Here is a 15318-nt window from a genome sequence, read left to right on the forward strand (position 1 = left end):
TGATGAAGCCGGCCGTGTTCTCGATCGCCCAGGAACTCGCGACACTGGTGCCGGGCGGCGATTTCCGCCTGCTCGACCACCATCTGGCCGACGGGCCGGTGATGGCGGGGGTGATCCGCATCGACGCCGACAGTGTGAAAGGCTTCTGGGAGCGCCATGACGGCGGTGACGAAATCCTGGTGATCCTGGCCGGTCGCGCCACCTTCACCATCCGCTCGGCCGATGGTGACATGCGGCTGGAGGTCGGGCCGGGCGATGCCCTCTGTGTGCCAAGGAGCATGGCGCACAATGCGGTGCTGCACACGCCTGCCCTCGACATCCTGTTCTTCACGCCCCGGGACGGCAGCGCCGCCTGGACCGACGATCCGTCGATCACGCCCCGTCATTGAGGCCGGCGGCTGCGGCCGCGAGCCAGGCGCGCACGGCCGGATCCTCGGCAAGACCGATGGCGCGGGCATAGGCGGCGCGGGCGGATGCCATATCGCCCGTTGCCGCCAGCAGATGGGCCCGAAGCGCCCAGGCCGGCTGATACTCCTCAAGTCCTGCGACGGCATCGAGGGCATGGAGGCCGCGGACCGGGCCGGCCGTTCCGGCAAGCGCCGCGGCGTGGCCCACGGCGGCGCCGGCGGACGGGGCGATTGCCATCAGGGCCTTATAGAGGGCCAGGCGGATGTCGGGGCCGGGTTGCGGCCGGCCGGCGGGGTCGGCGCGTGCGTTATGGGCGGACTGGATCGCCGCCTCCAGCTGATAGCGGCCGGGGCGCCCCAGGGCTGCGGCTGCGGCCAGCTGGGCTTCGGCCTCGGCGATCAGATCCGCCCGCCAGAGCGTGGTGTCCTGAAGATCGATCGGGACATAACGGCCGGCGTCGTCGCGCCTTGCCGGGCGGCGTGCCTCGCAATGGGCCATCAGGGCCAGAAGACCGCGCGCCTCGGCCGCGGACGGCATCAGCTCCACCAGCAGCCGGCCCAGCCACAGGGCCTCGCCGGTCAGGTCGGCCCCGCGGGTATCGCCGCCGGCCACCATCTCCCAGCCGGTACCGAAGGCGGCGTAGACGGCATCCAGCACATGGCTCAGCCGTTCCGGCAGATCCTGCGGCTCGGGCAGCTCAAAGCCGATGCCGGCGCTCCGGATCCGCGCCTTGGCCCTGACCAGCCGCTGCCCCATGGTGGCCGGTGCCACCAGAAAGGCCGATCCGATCCGGGCGGCATCCAGCCCCAGCACCGCCTGCAGCATCAACGGCGCGCGCATCTCGGAGGCGATCGCGGGATGGGCGCAGACGAACAGCAGGGCCAGGCGGTCGTCGGGCAGGGGGCGCGCCGCCATCGCCGCCTCCTCCGCCTCCCCCGCCAGCAGGGTCAGGGCCGGTTCGGCCGCCCGGCGCACGGCCCCGTGGCGCAGGGCATGGGTGATCCGGCGGCGGGCGACCGTGGCGAGCCAGGCCTCCGGCTCCCGCGGCACACCCTGCCGGGGCCAGAGGTCCAGCGCGATCCGGAAAGCATCGGCCACGGCATCCTCTGCCGCGGCGAGGTCGCGGAACCGCGCGGCCAGGAAGGCGACGAGGCGGGCACGGGACTGCCGTGCCGCCGCCTCGACCGCCCTGTGTGCCACGTCGGGGCCGGTCACGCCCCGCCTCCGGGTTCCTGCATCGGCGGCATCACCGGCCGCAGCTCTACGGCCCCCTGTGCGGCCGCCGGGCAACGCGCCGCCCAGTCGAGTGCCGTGTCCAGATCCGGCACGTCGATCACGAAATAGCCGGCGAGCTTTTCCTTGGTGTCGGCGAAGGGGCCATCCTGAACCTGGCGGCGCCCGTCCGTGATCCGCACCGTGGTCGCCGTTTCGGGCGGCAGCAATCCGTGGCCGTCCTGGACGATGCCGGCAGCCTGGATCGCCTGGACATAGGCACCCCAGCCCCCCCAATAGGCGTCGGCCTCGGCCGGATCCTGCTGCTTCGCCAGGGCCTCCGCGGTCTCGTAGATCACCATCATATACTGCATTGGTCGCATCCCTCATCTGTGGACGGCGCGCCCTGCCCGCACCCCGCGGGCTGCTCTCCCCCGTCCGGAATGATGAGCCCCGGGCAACGACGATTTCGACAGCGCCGTTGCGCTGCCCGACAAAAATTTCCGGAGAGAATATCCGGCGCCGATCCCGTCTTCCGGCCGGCGACTTGACACCCGATGCAACCAGGGATCAGAATCACACCCCATGAAGGTCCGCCTTTCGCTCCGGATGGGGGAGGGCGGTGTAAAAGGGAACATGGGTACGGGTGCAATGCGCCCGGGAGCCATGGCTGCCCCCGCAACTGTAGGCGGAGAGTTTGTCGCCCGCCCGGGACTTATGGTTTCGGGCTCTCAGGCCACTGGGCAACCGGGAAGGCCGGCGACGGATGGTGACCCGCAAGCCAGGAAACCTGCCTTCACATCTGACAGGGCCACTCTCCGAACGGGGTGTTCGGATGGGGGCGGGGTCCCCGGAACCTGCCGGGATTTCTCCGAAGGCCTTGCCGCACGTGGCCAACGCCTTCGGAGGATCGGCCCTTGCATATTATGGAAGGCTATCTGCCGGCGACCCATGCCGCCCTCTGGGCGGCGGTCTCGGCACCCTTCGTCATTCACGGAGCCCGCCGGATCACCCGGCTGGTCCGCGAAACACCGGAAGTGAAGCTTCTGCTGGCGGCATCCGGTGCCTATGTTTTCGTGCTCTCGGCGCTGAAACTGCCATCCGTCACCGGCAGCTGTTCACATCCGACCGGGACAGGGCTGGCCGCAACCCTGTTCGGCCCCACGGTCACCGCCGTGCTCGGCACCATCGTGCTGCTGTTCCAGGCTTTGCTGCTTGCCCATGGCGGGCTCACCACCCTTGGCGCCAACGTCTTTTCCATGGCGATCGCAGGACCTTTCGTTGCCTGGGGGCTGTTCCACGGCCTCACCCGCATGGGGGCCGGGGCGGCGCTCGCGATCTTCGTGGCGGCGACACTGGGTGATCTTGCGACCTATGTGGTGACCTCGCTGCAGCTGGCGCTCGCCTTCCCCGATCCGGCCGGCGGCATCGCCGGGGCGGCATCGAAGTTCCTGGGTATTTTCGCCCTCACCCAGGTGCCGCTCGCGATCAGCGAGGGGCTGCTGACCGTGGTGGTGTTCAACATGCTCGGCCGCTACAGCCGCTCGGAACTGAAGGCGCTGGATCTGTTCCGCGGGCGGGTGGCGTCATGATGAAGCGCAATCTGATCCTGCTTGCCCTGGTCGTGATGCTGGCCATCGCACCGCTGCTGATCCACCCGCCCGGCACCGTGGAGTTCGCCGGAGCGGACGGTCAGGCCGAGCTGGTGATCGGCGAGATCGCACCCGACTACGAACCCTGGTTCCAGCCGCTTTGGGAACCGCCGAGCGGTGAGATCGAAAGCCTGCTCTTCGCCCTTCAGGCGGCGATCGGCGCCGGGCTGCTCGGCTATTATTTCGGCCTGCGCCGCGGCCGCCGCGATGCGGACCCGGCCGCGGACGATACTGCCGCGGCGCGCGCCGACAGGCCCCGCGCCTGATGCGGGCCATCGATCGTGCCGCGCAGACCAATCGCTGGCGCAGACGACCGGCTGCCGAAAAGGCCCTGATCTTCATCGGGCTGATGCTGGTCTCGCTGGTCGTGGCCGGCTGGATCGGCCAGATCGTGATCCTGCTGCTGGTCCTCTGCCTGGTGCTGGGGGCAGCACGGGTGGGGCTGCGGGATGTGCGTGCTGCGGCCGTGATGCCGGCCGGCTTCATCCTGGCCGGCACCGCCGTACAGATGATCACGCTTCACTGGGCAGGCGGGCCCGTGGTCGGCATCGCCGATCCCGACATGCTGTCCGCTGCCGCCTTCACCGGGCTGAGGAGCGTCACCTGTGTCGCCTGCCTGATCGGGCTTGCGCTCACCACGCCGCTCACCTCGCTGCTCCAGATGATTCAGCGTCGCGGACTCGCCCCCGACATCTCGGATCTGGCGATGATGATGTTCCGCATCGTGTGGCTGGTGCTGGACTGTCTGGAGACGGGGCAGCGTGCCCAGGCGGCCCGGCTGGGGCATGCCGGCTGGGGCCGGCAGATCCGATCGGGGGGCCGGCTGCTCGCCGGGCTTCTGCCGCGGGTGCTGGATCGGGCGCAGCGGATGAATGCCGGGCTTGCCGTGCGGGGCTATGACGGCCGGCTGCGCTTTGCCGGTGCCGAGGCGGTTGCCGCCCCGGCCCGGCTTGCCCTGCTCGCGGGCGGCCTTGTCTTTGCCGCAGCCGGCGCGGCCTGGATCGGCTGATGCTCGAAGCTCGGGATCTGGTTCATCACTATCCGGGCGGCGTCACGGCGCTCGATCATGTCGATCTGGTGATTCCGGCCGGCGGACGCCTGGCTATCCTGGGCGCCAATGGTGCCGGCAAGTCGACCCTGCTGCTGGCGCTGGCGGGCGCGATCCGCACCGATCGGGGGCAGGTGATCCTCGACGGCAGCCCGGTCACTCATGACCGCAAGGGATTGACCCGGCTCCGGCATCGGGTCGGTCTGGTGTTCCAGGATCCCGACGACCAGCTCTTTGCCGCAACCGTCGCCGAGGATGTAAGCTTCGGTCCGCTCAATCTTGGCCTGACCATGGCCGAGGCCCGGGGCCGTACGGCAGAGGCGCTGGATATGATGGGCGTTGCCCATCTCGCCGATCGTGCCACTCATATGCTGAGCTTCGGCCAACGCAAGCGGGTCGCCATCGCCGGGCTGCTGGCCATGCGGCCCGGTATCCTGCTGCTCGACGAGCCGACGGCGGGGCTCGATCCGGCCGGCGTCGATGAACTGATGCAGCGGCTGGATGCGGTGGCCGGCACCGGCACGGCCGTGGTCATCGCCACCCACGACATGGACCTGGCCAATGGCTGGGCCGATCGTATTGCCGTGTTCGGCCGCGGGCAGATCGTCCTCGACGGGCCGCCCGAGGCGGTTTTTGAGGATGAGGCGCTGCTGGCGGCGCTGGGGCTGCGCCTGCCGATGCTCCGCCGCCTGGCCGGCGAACTGGCAGCCCGCGGGCTGCTGAAGGCCGGCCCCCTGCCGCGGCGGCTGGAGGATCTGGTGGCCGCCTTGCCGGGGCACCGGTAAAGCGGCCCTAATGGCCGCCTGCGGCCTTCAACCGGCGGTGAAGCGTGGCGCGATGGATGCCGAGCAGACGTGCGGCGGCGCTGATATTGCCGCCGGTCCCGGCCAGGGCGCGGAAGACCGCGTCATCGGTGAGGGCACGCAGTGAGGCGGGGGCGGCCGGCGCAGCTGCCGGAGCGGCCGGAGAGGATGGTGCGGGCGAGGGTGGGGCGGCCTCGGCTGCTGCTTCGGCCTCTCCCAGGATTTCCTGCGGCAGGTCGGTCGCCTCGATGACCGCCCCGTCATCCGCCAGGGCGACCAGCGTGCGCAACAGGTTGGCGAGTTCCCTCAGATTGCCGGGCCAGCGGTGGCCGATCAGCCTTTGGCGCGCCTCGTCCGACAGCCGGATGGCCCGTGCGGCGGCGCCGGTGGCGGCGAAGACGGCATCCACGATCCCATCCAGCGGCTGACGGTCGCGCAGCGGCGTCAGGGTCACCGACAGGTGATTCAGCCGGTAATAGAGGTCGCTGCGGAAGCGCCCTTCGGCCACGGCTGTCTTCAGGTCCTGATGGGTGGCGGCGACCAGTCGGAAATCGACCTTGACCGGCTTGCCGGCGCCGAGCGGCAGGACCTCGCCATCCTGAAGCACCCTGAGCAGCCGCGCTTGCAGGCCGAGCGGCATGTCGCCGATCTCGTCCAGGAACAGGATCCCCCCTTCGGCCTGGCGGATGCGGCCGGTAGAGCCACGCTTTCGGGCCCCGGTGAAGGCGCCGTCCTCGTAGCCGAAAAGTTCGCTTTCAAGCAGGCCTTCCGGGATGGCGGCGCAGTTGACGGCGACCAGCGGCCGGCCGGCGAGGCTGGAGCGGCTGTGCAGCGCCCGCACGAACACCTCTTTGCCGGTGCCCGTTTCCCCCTGCAACAGCACCGGAATATCGGCATCGGTGGCGCGCACCGCGCGGGCGAGCAGGGCATCGGTGGCCAGGTCCCAGACCATGCCGCCGCGGATGGTCACCGCCTGCGCTTCGGCGACGGGGGCCGGGGCCGGGCGGCGGCGGGGCACCGCCGGGGCGGGGCGCGAGACGCGCAGATGCATCGGCACACCACCGGCACGGGTGTGCAGAAGCCGGGCTTCGCCGGTCATCGTTCCGTCGAACAGGGCTTCCCAGTCGGTTTCGCCGATCGTGGAGGCATCGACGCCGAGCAGGCCGAGGGCGATGCGGTTGGCCGCGGTCAGCCGCCCGTCGCGAAAGGCCAGCAGCCCCTCATGCGGGGTGCCGAGCCACGAGGGATGGGAGTGCAGCCGCACCAGCAGATCGGCGCCGTCGCTCTCGGCGGCCTGCATCGCCCAGCGATGCTCCAGATTGGCGACCGCCAGCCGGATCAGGGTCCGGGCATGGGTCTGCGGCCGGCGGGCATCGGCCGACAGGTCGAACAGCCCGGCGATCCGCCCGGACGGATCGAAGACCGGCATGGCCGTGCAGACCAGAAAACGGTTTTCGTCCAGGTAATGCTCTGCCCCGTCGACCTCGACCAGGCCGCCTTCGGCCAGCGCCGTGCCGACCGCATTGGTGCCTTCATGTTCTTCCGACCAGCAGGCGCCCGGCTGCAGGAACACCCGGCGGGCCCGGCCGGCAAAACCGTCATCACCCCGGGCATCCAGGATCAGGCCGCGGGAATCGGTCAGGATCGCCACGCCACGCGCATCTGCCATGGCATGGGCCAGCAGATCGAGTTCCGGCGTCGCGAGCCGCAGCAGATCGTGATTGCGCTCGCGCTGGCGGCGGAGGGCTGCCAGGCCGAGCGGATCCTGCCGCGCCGGCCGGTTCATCGCCAGCCCGCGTGAGGCACAACGTTGCCAGGACCGGCCGATCACCTCGGGCACGGATCCGTCAGGCAGGTGGCCGGCATCGCGGAACTGACCGCGGACGCCGGTAAGCGTCTGCATCTGCAGCCCGGACTGCTGGGACATCCGGTCGTTCTCCCCGCGGCGCCCCTTGATGTTCATCGACCGTTGGTTATGACGGTGGCCGTCATCACCCCGGTCCCGGTTGCGGCGGCGGGCGCCTGCCTTGCTGCAACACTATTCTTTCAGAATGCCCCGGTGGCGGCAGTTGTGCAAGGGATGCAAGGGTTTGCGCATCAGCCCGGCCGGGCGGTGGCGAAGACGTGCTGCGGCCTTTTGCGACAGCTGTCGCGCAACTGTCGCGTCCTGCGACAGGTTGATGGTGACAGCCCGGTGCGCCACAGCCGGCCGGTGCGCCGATCTCGGCGCGTTTCGGTGCGACGCCTCGTCTGGCACGGTGTTTGCTGCTTGGTCTTCCGGAATGGTGTCGGGCGTCCCTACCCGCCATTTCCCCCACCGCGTCAGCATATCCCTCGCGGATGCGGTGCTTAACTTGCGGGGGCGGTGTTCCCGTGCGCCGCCCCCGTCATCGTCTCCGGGAAACCGGATCCGGACACGCCCCGGGGCAGCGGGCGTGCGGTTCCGCCCGGAAGGCGTTATGCTGATCGTGTTACGCCACCTGCGCGATCATCTCTCCTTCCAGACCATCCAGAACGAGACCCCCCGACGGCATCATCCGCGCAAGGGGGGCGGACAAACCGTCCGGACGTCTCACCGATGGAGGAAACGCGAAGATGTCTCTGCCAAACACGATGAAGGCGGCCGTGGTGCGCGCTTTCGGACAGCCGCTGGTCATCGAGGAAGTCCCCGTGCCGCGCCCCGATCCCGGGCAGGTCCTGATCAGGGTCGTCGCTTCGGGCGTCTGCCACACCGATCTGCATGCCGCCGAGGGCGACTGGCCGGTGAAGCCCGAGCCTCCGTTCATTCCAGGCCATGAAGGCGTCGGCTATGTCGCGGCGGTGGGTGCCGGCGTGCGGTCGGTGAAGGAAGGCGATCGGGTCGGCGTGCCCTGGCTGCACACCGCCTGCGGCCATTGCGAGCACTGCATCACCGGCTGGGAAACGCTCTGCGGCGATCAGAAGAACACCGGCTATTCGGTCGATGGCGGTTTTGCGGATTATGTGATCGCCGATCCGGCCTATGTCGGCCATCTGCCCGAGGCGCTGGGCTTCGAGGCGGCAGCCCCGATCCTCTGTGCCGGCGTGACGGTCTATAAGGGCATCAAGGAAACCGAGGCCCGACCCGGCCAGTGGCTGGTGGTTTCCGGGGTTGGCGGCCTTGGTCATCTGGCCGTGCAATACGGCAAGGCGATGGGGCTGCATGTGGCCGCCGTCGACATCGGTGACGAGAAACTGGCTCTGGCCCGCCGGCTGGGTGCCGATGTGGCGCTGGATGCCCGCGACCCCGAGGTCGTGCAGAAGATGATCACCGAGACGGAGGGCGGCGCCCATGGCGTGCTGGTCACCGCGGTTTCCGAGAAGGCCTTCGCCCAGGCAGCCGACATGCTCCGCCGCCGCGGCATCATGGCGCTCTGCGGCCTGCCGCCGGGCACCTTCCCGATCTCGATCTTCAACATGGTGCTGAACCGCCGCACCATCCGCGGTTCGATCGTCGGCACCCGGGCCGATCTCGCCGAATGCCTCACCTTTGCCGGTGAAGGCAAGGTGGCGGCGACCTATTCGACGGCACGGCTGGAAGACGTCAACGACGTGTTCGACCGCATGCGGGCCGGCAAAATCGAAGGCCGGGTCGTGCTGAAGATCTGACAGGCCGTCAGCCCTCAAGACCGGTGCCCCGCAAGGGTGCCGGTCTTCACGATTGTGGCCTTCCGCACCCGGGTCCGCGCGAAAGCGTCGCGGGGCATGGTTGCAGGCTTGCGCTTGAGGTGCACTTGCGACTTATTTGCGGCCTGGAGCGCCGGCTGGCCGGCCGGCGCCGTCCTTCGCCGCGAGACCCATGTCCGACGACGACCTGACCCGGATCGACCTCAACCTTCTGGTCGTGTTCTCGGCGCTGATCGAGACCGGCAGCGTGACACGTGCCGCCGAGCGTTTGCGATCCAGCCAGCCTGCTGTCAGCCGCTCGCTGGCGCGGCTGCGGGAGCTGTTCGATGATCCGCTGCTGATCAAATCCGGCAAGGAGATGGTGCCCACGCCCCGGGCGCTGGCGCTGAAGGGGCCGGTCGCGGCGGCGCTGGGCGACATCCGGCGGCTGTTCAAGCCGGCCGGCTTCGACCCCGTGACCGATCGCCGGCGCTTCCGGGTATCGTCGACCGATTACGGCGTGCTGTCGGTGCTGGCGCCGGTGATGGGCGAGCTTGCCGCCACCCCCAATATCGAGATCGCCGTCGACCCTTTGACCGACGACGATCATCAAAAACTGGCGTCGGGCGCGCTCGACATGGTGATCATCGGCCGCACGCCGGAGCGGCCGGAGCTGTACCGGCGCCGGCTGTTCACCGAGCGCCGTGCCTGTCTGGTGCGCCAGGGCCATCCGATCACCAGCGATCCCGATGTCATGGCCGGCCGGCCGCCCACCATCGATGCCTGCCTTGCCTGGCCGCATGTGGTGATCACGGTGCTGGGCGATCTGACCGGCAGCCATGTGGCGCGTCAGCTGCGCCGTCTGGACAAGCGGCGGCAGGTGGCGGTGCAGATGCCGTATTTCTCGGTGGCGCCGCTTCTGATCGAGCAGTCGGATGCGCTGCTGATCCTGCCGGAACGTGCGGCGAAACGCTTCGCCGAGGCTCGCGGTCTGGTCATGTTCGAGGCGCCGGAGGTGTTCGGCACCTTCGACTACTGGCTGGTCTGGCATGAACGCGCCCGCCGGGACCCGGCGCTCCATTGGCTCATTGAGCGCATAACCGCCACCGTTGGTGATCCGCCATGCGGATAACCGATATCCGATCCGCGTATTTCCCTTTGTGTTATGCAAGTGCGAATTACTCGCAAAGTTTGAGTAAACCCTTGCACGGGAGTGGGATGATGACGGATCGCCGCGGACGGCGCGCGCGCTGGCGCGCCACCACCACGACGGCCGGTATGGCTATGGCGGGCATGATGGTGTCGATGGCCGCCGAAGCGCAGGAGCGGATGGCGGTGGAGCTGGACCAGATGGTGGTTTCCGCCACCCGCACCGAGGAAGAGGCGCGTACTGCGCCGGCCTCGGTGACCGTGGTCGACGGCGAGGATCTGAAGGCCTATCCGGTCTCGGACCTGACCGAGGCGATCCGCGACATTCCGGGCATCAGCCTGACCGCCGGCAGCCAGGGCCGCCGGCAGATCAGTATTCGCGGCATGGATCCCTCTTTCACCCTGATCCTGGTCGACGGCAAGCGGGTCAACTCGACCGAATCCGTCTTCCGCCACAATGACTTCGACATCGGTGCCATCCCGGTTGCCGCCATCGACCGGATCGAGGTGGTGCGCGGCGGCATGTCGGCGCTCTACGGCTCGGAAGCGATGGGCGGCGTGGTGAACATCATCACCAGGCCGGCCGCACGGCACTGGACCGGCAGCGTCGATCTGGGTGTCGACATGCCGACGGAGGGCGACCGCGGCACCGAGGCCCGGACCAGCTTCTTCCTGTCGGGGCCGCTGGTCGAAGAAAAGCTCGCCGTCACCGTGACCGGCACCGTCGACCGCCGTGAGATCTGGAACGGGCTGGATGGCGGTGCGGTGACCGACGGCAACGGCAACCCGGTCACCCGCCCGAATGGCACGGTCGTGAACCGGTCCGATCTCGCCACGCTCGAAGGCCGCGAGGACTATCAGGGTCGGGTGAAGTTCACCCTCACGCCCGATGACGATCAGAAGATCGAGGCCGAATACGGCCAGTCGCGCCAGACCCGCTTCGGCGAGTACTACATCAGCGGTTGGGGCGACGCCGACGCGGTGGTGAAGCGCCGCGATATGGGGGTGTCGCATGAGGGCGACTGGGATTGGGGGACCACCTTCGTCCGCGCCTATTCCGAGACATCAGAGACCGCGGAAGACAGCATCCGCCAGGAGAACCGGGTGATTGAGGGCAATGTCTCGCTGCCCTTCGACCGCCACACCCTGGTGACGGGTGCCGAGGCGCGGTGGATCGAGCTCAAATCGCCGGACGAGTTCGACAGCGGCCGGGCCGAAACCGATGCCCAGGCGTTTTATCTTCAGGACGAGTTTCGTCTGACCGACGAGATCAAGCTGCTCGCGGGCGGGCGCCTGGACGAGGACAAGTATTTCGGCACCCATTTCACGCCCCGCGGCTATGCCGTCTGGACCCCGACGCGCGAGATCACCGTCAAGGGTGGCGTCTCCACGGGTTTCAAGGCGCCGACCCTGCGTCAGCTGACCGAGGATTCGCGCACCTCGTCCTGCCGGGGCAGCTGCTACATCAAGGGCAATCCGGATCTGAAGCCCGAAGAGAGCGTGAACTATGAACTCTCTGCCGGCTATGACACCGGCACCTGGGGTGCGACCGTCACCGTGTTCCAGAACGATATCGAGAATCTGATCGAGACTCCACGCGGCAACGGCGTGACCCCGGTCGGCCAGGAGAACGGCCGCAATGTCTTCGTTCCCGTGAATATCAGTGAAGCGCGCATCCGGGGCATCGAAGCCGACGCCTACACAATGCTCTGGGATTTCGGCCGGCTGTCGGCGAACTGGACCTGGCTCGATCCGCGCAACGAGATGACCGGTGCCGTGCTCGACAACCGGCCCAAGCACACGATCAACGGCAAGCTCGACTGGTTCGTGTCTGACGAGGTGACCGCCTATACCCGTGCCACCTATACCGGCCGCCAGCGGTCGGGAACCCTGACCCTCGACCCCTATACCGTCGTCGACCTCGGCGCCGACTGGATGATCAACGAGACCTTCTCGGTGCGCGGCGGCGTGCTGAACCTGGCCGACAGCCGCACCGACGACCCGGACGATGCCTATGCCTTCGTCGAACGCGGCCGGACCGTGTTCGTCGGCGCCTCGGCGCGCTTCTGATCACCCCTCATCCACGGCTCCGGCCCCCGGACGCGGGGGCCGGAGCTGCGGCAAGGAGCAAAGCCCATGACCACGATCTTCGAAGCCTCGGTCACGACGCCGCTGGCGCGGCGTTACATGACCCAGCTCGCCAGACACTGGAGCCACCGCTTCGCCGTCGAATCTGATGCCGTGTCGGCCCGGATCCCGTTCTCGGGGACCAGCTGCTGCGTGATGCAGGCGTCGGAAGACCGGCTCGGGATCGTGGTCGAGGCAGAGGATGCCGAGACGTCTGAGCAGTTGACCGGTGTGGTGGCCGATCATCTGAACCGTTTCGCCTTCAAGGACCCGCTCACCATCACCTGGAGCCGCCGGGCATGACCATTCTGCGCCATCTGAAGGCCGCGGCCGCCGCGGTCGCCTTTGTCTTCGCAACCGCCGGGATGGCGGTGGCGGATCCGATCACCGTCACCGACGTCGCCGGCCGCGAGGTCACGATCCCGGCGCCCGCGAAGCGGTTGCTGCTGGGTGAGGGGCGCGATCTGGTGACCCTGTCGGTGGTGCACCCCGATCCGGTGTCGGTCCTGGCCGGCTGGCTGGGTGATCTGCGTCTCCTCGACACCGACACCTACGAGAAGTTCAGGACGGCCTATCCGGCGATCGAGCGGGTGCCGCTGGTCGGCAGCACCAATGAGGAAAGCTTCTCGATCGAAAAGGCACTGTCGGTGGCACCCGATCTGGCGGTGCTGGGTTTCGCCGGCCACGGACCCTCACCGCGGTCCAAGGAGGTCATCGACCGGCTGACCGAGGCGGGCATCCCGATCGTGTTCATCGACTTCCGCGGCAAGCCGCTGGAGAACACCATCCCGAGCCTGGAGATCCTGGGCAAGGTGCTGGGCCAGGAAGAGCGGGTCGCACGCTATGTCGATTACTACCGCGAGCGGCTGGAGCTGGTGAAGAGCCGGGTCGCCGCATCGACCGCTCCCCGGCCGAAGGTGCTGGTGGACATGCGCCCGACCATGGATGGCGGCTGCTGCGGTTCTCCGGGCAAGGGCAATCTGGGTGAGTTCGTGGACCTCGCCGGCGGCCATAACATCGGTGCGGATGTGCTGCCGGCACCTCTGGGCCCCCTCGACCCCGAATATGTCCTGACGCAGGATCCGTCGGTCTATATTGCCACCGGCACGGCCGGCGGCGCCGAAACCGGCGGCATCCAGATGGGGGCGGGCATCGACCCGGCGGCCACCCGCGAGAGCCTCGGCCGCCTGGCCAACCGCCCGGTGGTGGGGGAACTTTCCGCGGTCCGGGACGGGCGGGTGTACGCGCTCTGGCACAGCTTCTACAATTCACCGCTCAACATCGTGGCGGTCGAGGCCATCGCGAAATGGGTCCGCCCCGACCTCTTCGCCGATCTCGATCCCGATGCGGTGCTGGCAGACATCAACGGCAAGTTCCTGCCGGTCTCCCTCGATGGTTCCTATGCGGTGGCCCTGAAGCCCGAATGACCACAACGCCTCTTGATGCTCTCGCCGGCCATCGCCGGCAGATGGCGCGCCGGGTGTCGACCGTGTCGGCACTCGGCTTTCTGCTGTTTCTGGCCGTGATCGCCGACATCGCGACCGGCGCCTCCGGCATGGGGCCGGACACCGTGATCCGCGGGCTGATCGACCCCGAGACGCTGACCCGGGTCCAGTCTGTGATCCTGTTCCAGGTCCGGCTGCCCCAGGCGCTGATGGCGGTGCTGGTCGGCGCCGCGCTTGCGCTCGCCGGCGCCGAGATGCAGACCATCCTCTCCAACCCGCTGGCGAGCCCGTTCACGCTCGGGGTCTCCTCGGCTGCGGCTTTCGGCGCCTCGATCGCGATCGTGCTCGGCATCAGCCTGCCGGGCATCCCGGCCAACTGGATCATCTCGGCCAATGCCTTCATCTTCGCCTTCCTGTCGGTGCTGACGCTTCAGGCGCTGGCCCGGCTGCGCGGGGCGGGGATCGAAACCCTGGTATTGTTCGGCATCGCGCTGGTTTTCGCCTTCAACGCGCTGACCGCGATGATCCAGTTCGTCGCCACCCAGGAAGCCCTGCAGCAGCTGGTGTTCTGGAGCATGGGCTCGCTGTCGCGCGCCGACTGGAACAAGGTCGGCATCCTGGCTCTGGTGGTGGCGGTGGTCTTCCCCTGGGCGCTTGCCCAAGCACCTGCCTTGACCGCACTTCGCCTTGGCGAGGAGCGGGCGCTGAGCTTCGGGCTCAACGTGGCGCGGTTGCGTTTCGTGGCCTTGCTCCGGGTCAGCCTGCTGGCTGCCACCGCCGTCGCCTTCGTCGGCACGATCGGTTTCGTGGGGCTGGTCGGTCCCCATCTTGCCCGTCTGCTGCTGGGAGAGGATCACCGCTTCCTGCTGCCGGCCAGCGCCTTTGCCGGCGCGCTGGTGATGTCGCTGGCCAGTCTGGCGGGCAAGCTGCTGATGCCGGGGGTAACGATCCCGGTCGGCATCGTGACGGCGCTGATCGGCGTGCCGGCCTTTCTGGCGCTGATCATCGGACGCAAGGAGCGGAGCTGATGCGCGATACCGGCTTCCCCGAGGGCGTGGGCGACCCCCTGGCGCTCGACGGCATCTCCGCCGGCTATCGCCGCAGGCCGGTGGTGCATGATGTCCGGCTGGGCCCCCTGCCGCCTGCCAGCATCACGGCCCTGGTGGGGCCCAACGGCGCCGGCAAGTCCACCCTGCTCAAGGGGCTGGCAGGCGCAATGGCGGTCCGTGGCCGGGCGATGCTCGGCAACCGCGATCTGATCGCGATGGCCCCGCGGGACCGCGCGCGACTGGTCGCCCATATGCCCCAGGCCCTGCCGGACCGGGTGGCCTTGACGGTTCTGGATGCGGTGATCGGTGCCCTGCGTGCCGGCCCTGCCGGTGATCCGCCACCGGGTGCACCAAAGGGCGATGCCGAGCGTGCCGTGGCCGTGCTGGACCGGCTGGGCATCACCGCCCTGGCGCTGCAGCCGCTCGACACGCTTTCCGGCGGGCAGCGGCAGATGGCGGCGCTTGCCCAGGCGCTGGTGCGCGATCCGCGGGTGCTGCTGCTGGACGAGCCGACCAGCGCGCTCGATCTGCGCCACCAGTACCGGGTGATGGCCACCGTCAGAGACCTGGCGCGCGAGCGGGCCTTGCAGGTGATCGTCGTCCTGCACGACCTGGATCTCGCCTGCCGCTGGGCCCATCGCATCGCGGTGCTCGGCCAGGGCCGCCTTCATGCCTTCGGCACCCCCGCCGAGGCCGTCACCCCCCGCATCCTGCACGAGGTCTGGGGCGTCGCCGCCAGGGTCGATGCCCGGGGTGACGGCCGGGTGAGGGTGGAGGTAGAGGGGTTGGCGTGACCGGTAC

Annotated in this window: 15 protein-coding genes and 1 riboswitch; of the genes, 12 read left to right on the top strand and 3 right to left on the bottom strand. The window is 68.8% G+C overall.

The window, feature by feature from the left end; all coding sequences use genetic code 11:
• Window positions 1-2: 2 nt before the first annotated feature.
• The gene (locus tag P7L68_RS07175) at window positions 3-389 is read left to right on the top strand and encodes a cupin domain-containing protein (RefSeq protein WP_372003695.1); all 387 of its coding nucleotides are present in this window, start codon (window positions 3-5) and stop codon (window positions 387-389) included.
• Here P7L68_RS07175 and P7L68_RS07180 read toward each other — a convergent pair.
• Window positions 373-1623 carry an RNA polymerase sigma factor gene (locus P7L68_RS07180; protein WP_372003697.1) on the bottom strand — a complete coding sequence of 417 codons (1251 nt, stop codon included), beginning with the start codon at window positions 1621-1623 and terminating at the stop codon, window positions 373-375. The genes P7L68_RS07175 and P7L68_RS07180 overlap by 17 nt on opposite strands.
• Window positions 1620-1994: a YciI family protein gene (locus P7L68_RS07185; RefSeq protein ID WP_372003699.1), complete on the bottom strand. Its 375-nt coding sequence runs from the start codon at window positions 1992-1994 to the stop codon at window positions 1620-1622. The genes P7L68_RS07180 and P7L68_RS07185 overlap by 4 nt, the downstream gene beginning before the upstream one ends.
• Window positions 1995-2192: 198 nt before the next feature.
• Window positions 2193-2433: riboswitch (cobalamin riboswitch) on the top strand.
• 104 nt (window positions 2434-2537) lie between these two features.
• Here P7L68_RS07185 and P7L68_RS07190 point away from each other — a divergent pair.
• From P7L68_RS07190 to P7L68_RS07205, 4 genes are read left to right on the top strand one after another with little or no spacing between them, the layout of a single operon-like run.
• Window positions 2538-3212: an energy-coupling factor ABC transporter permease gene (locus P7L68_RS07190; protein WP_372003701.1), complete on the top strand. Its 675-nt coding sequence runs from the start codon at window positions 2538-2540 to the stop codon at window positions 3210-3212.
• Window positions 3209-3538: an energy-coupling factor ABC transporter substrate-binding protein gene (locus P7L68_RS07195; RefSeq protein ID WP_372003703.1), complete on the top strand. Its 330-nt coding sequence runs from the start codon at window positions 3209-3211 to the stop codon at window positions 3536-3538. Before P7L68_RS07190 ends, P7L68_RS07195 begins: the two co-directional genes overlap by 4 nt.
• Window positions 3538-4281, top strand: coding sequence for a CbiQ family ECF transporter T component (locus P7L68_RS07200; protein ID WP_372003705.1), 744 nt, complete (start codon window positions 3538-3540; stop codon window positions 4279-4281). The genes P7L68_RS07195 and P7L68_RS07200 overlap by 1 nt, the downstream gene beginning before the upstream one ends.
• Entirely contained in the window at window positions 4281-5105 is an 825-nt protein-coding gene (locus tag P7L68_RS07205) for an energy-coupling factor ABC transporter ATP-binding protein (protein ID WP_372003707.1), read from the top strand. The genes P7L68_RS07200 and P7L68_RS07205 overlap by 1 nt, the downstream gene beginning before the upstream one ends.
• Window positions 5106-5112: 7 nt before the next feature.
• On the opposite strand, the gene P7L68_RS07210 is transcribed toward P7L68_RS07205, so the two are convergent.
• Window positions 5113-7050 carry a sigma-54-dependent Fis family transcriptional regulator gene (locus P7L68_RS07210; RefSeq protein WP_372003709.1) on the bottom strand — a complete coding sequence of 646 codons (1938 nt, stop codon included), beginning with the start codon at window positions 7048-7050 and terminating at the stop codon, window positions 5113-5115.
• Window positions 7051-7724: 674 nt separating this feature from the next.
• Between P7L68_RS07210 and adhP the strand changes: the two genes are divergently transcribed.
• The 7 genes from adhP to P7L68_RS07245 all read left to right on the top strand — a co-directional run bounded on the left by adhP (window position 7725) and on the right by P7L68_RS07245 (window position 15311).
• Window positions 7725-8750 (top strand): alcohol dehydrogenase AdhP, encoded by a 1026-nt coding sequence (gene adhP / locus P7L68_RS07215; protein WP_372006791.1) that lies wholly within the window; start codon window positions 7725-7727, stop codon window positions 8748-8750.
• 190 nt (window positions 8751-8940) lie between these two features.
• The gene (locus tag P7L68_RS07220) at window positions 8941-9879 is read left to right on the top strand and encodes a LysR family transcriptional regulator (RefSeq protein WP_372003711.1); all 939 of its coding nucleotides are present in this window, start codon (window positions 8941-8943) and stop codon (window positions 9877-9879) included.
• Window positions 9880-9968: 89 nt separating this feature from the next.
• Window positions 9969-11966, top strand: a complete 1998-nt coding sequence (locus tag P7L68_RS07225) for a TonB-dependent receptor domain-containing protein (protein WP_372003713.1) — start codon at window positions 9969-9971, stop codon at window positions 11964-11966.
• A 66-nt stretch (window positions 11967-12032) separates the two neighbouring features.
• Window positions 12033-12326, top strand: a complete 294-nt coding sequence (locus P7L68_RS07230) for a DUF2218 domain-containing protein (protein WP_372003715.1) — start codon at window positions 12033-12035, stop codon at window positions 12324-12326.
• The gene (locus tag P7L68_RS07235) at window positions 12323-13450 is read left to right on the top strand and encodes an ABC transporter substrate-binding protein (protein WP_372003717.1); all 1128 of its coding nucleotides are present in this window, start codon (window positions 12323-12325) and stop codon (window positions 13448-13450) included. The genes P7L68_RS07230 and P7L68_RS07235 overlap by 4 nt, the downstream gene beginning before the upstream one ends.
• Entirely contained in the window at window positions 13447-14496 is a 1050-nt protein-coding gene (locus P7L68_RS07240; protein ID WP_372003719.1) for a FecCD family ABC transporter permease, read from the top strand. Before P7L68_RS07235 ends, P7L68_RS07240 begins: the two co-directional genes overlap by 4 nt.
• On the top strand, window positions 14496-15311 hold the full coding sequence (locus P7L68_RS07245) for an ABC transporter ATP-binding protein (RefSeq protein ID WP_372003721.1): 816 nt from the start codon (window positions 14496-14498) through the stop codon (window positions 15309-15311). Before P7L68_RS07240 ends, P7L68_RS07245 begins: the two co-directional genes overlap by 1 nt.
• Window positions 15312-15318: the final 7 nt, after the last annotated feature.

This window comes from Tistrella mobilis, assembly GCF_041468085.1.
GTDB lineage: Bacteria > Pseudomonadota > Alphaproteobacteria > Tistrellales > Tistrellaceae > Tistrella > Tistrella mobilis_A.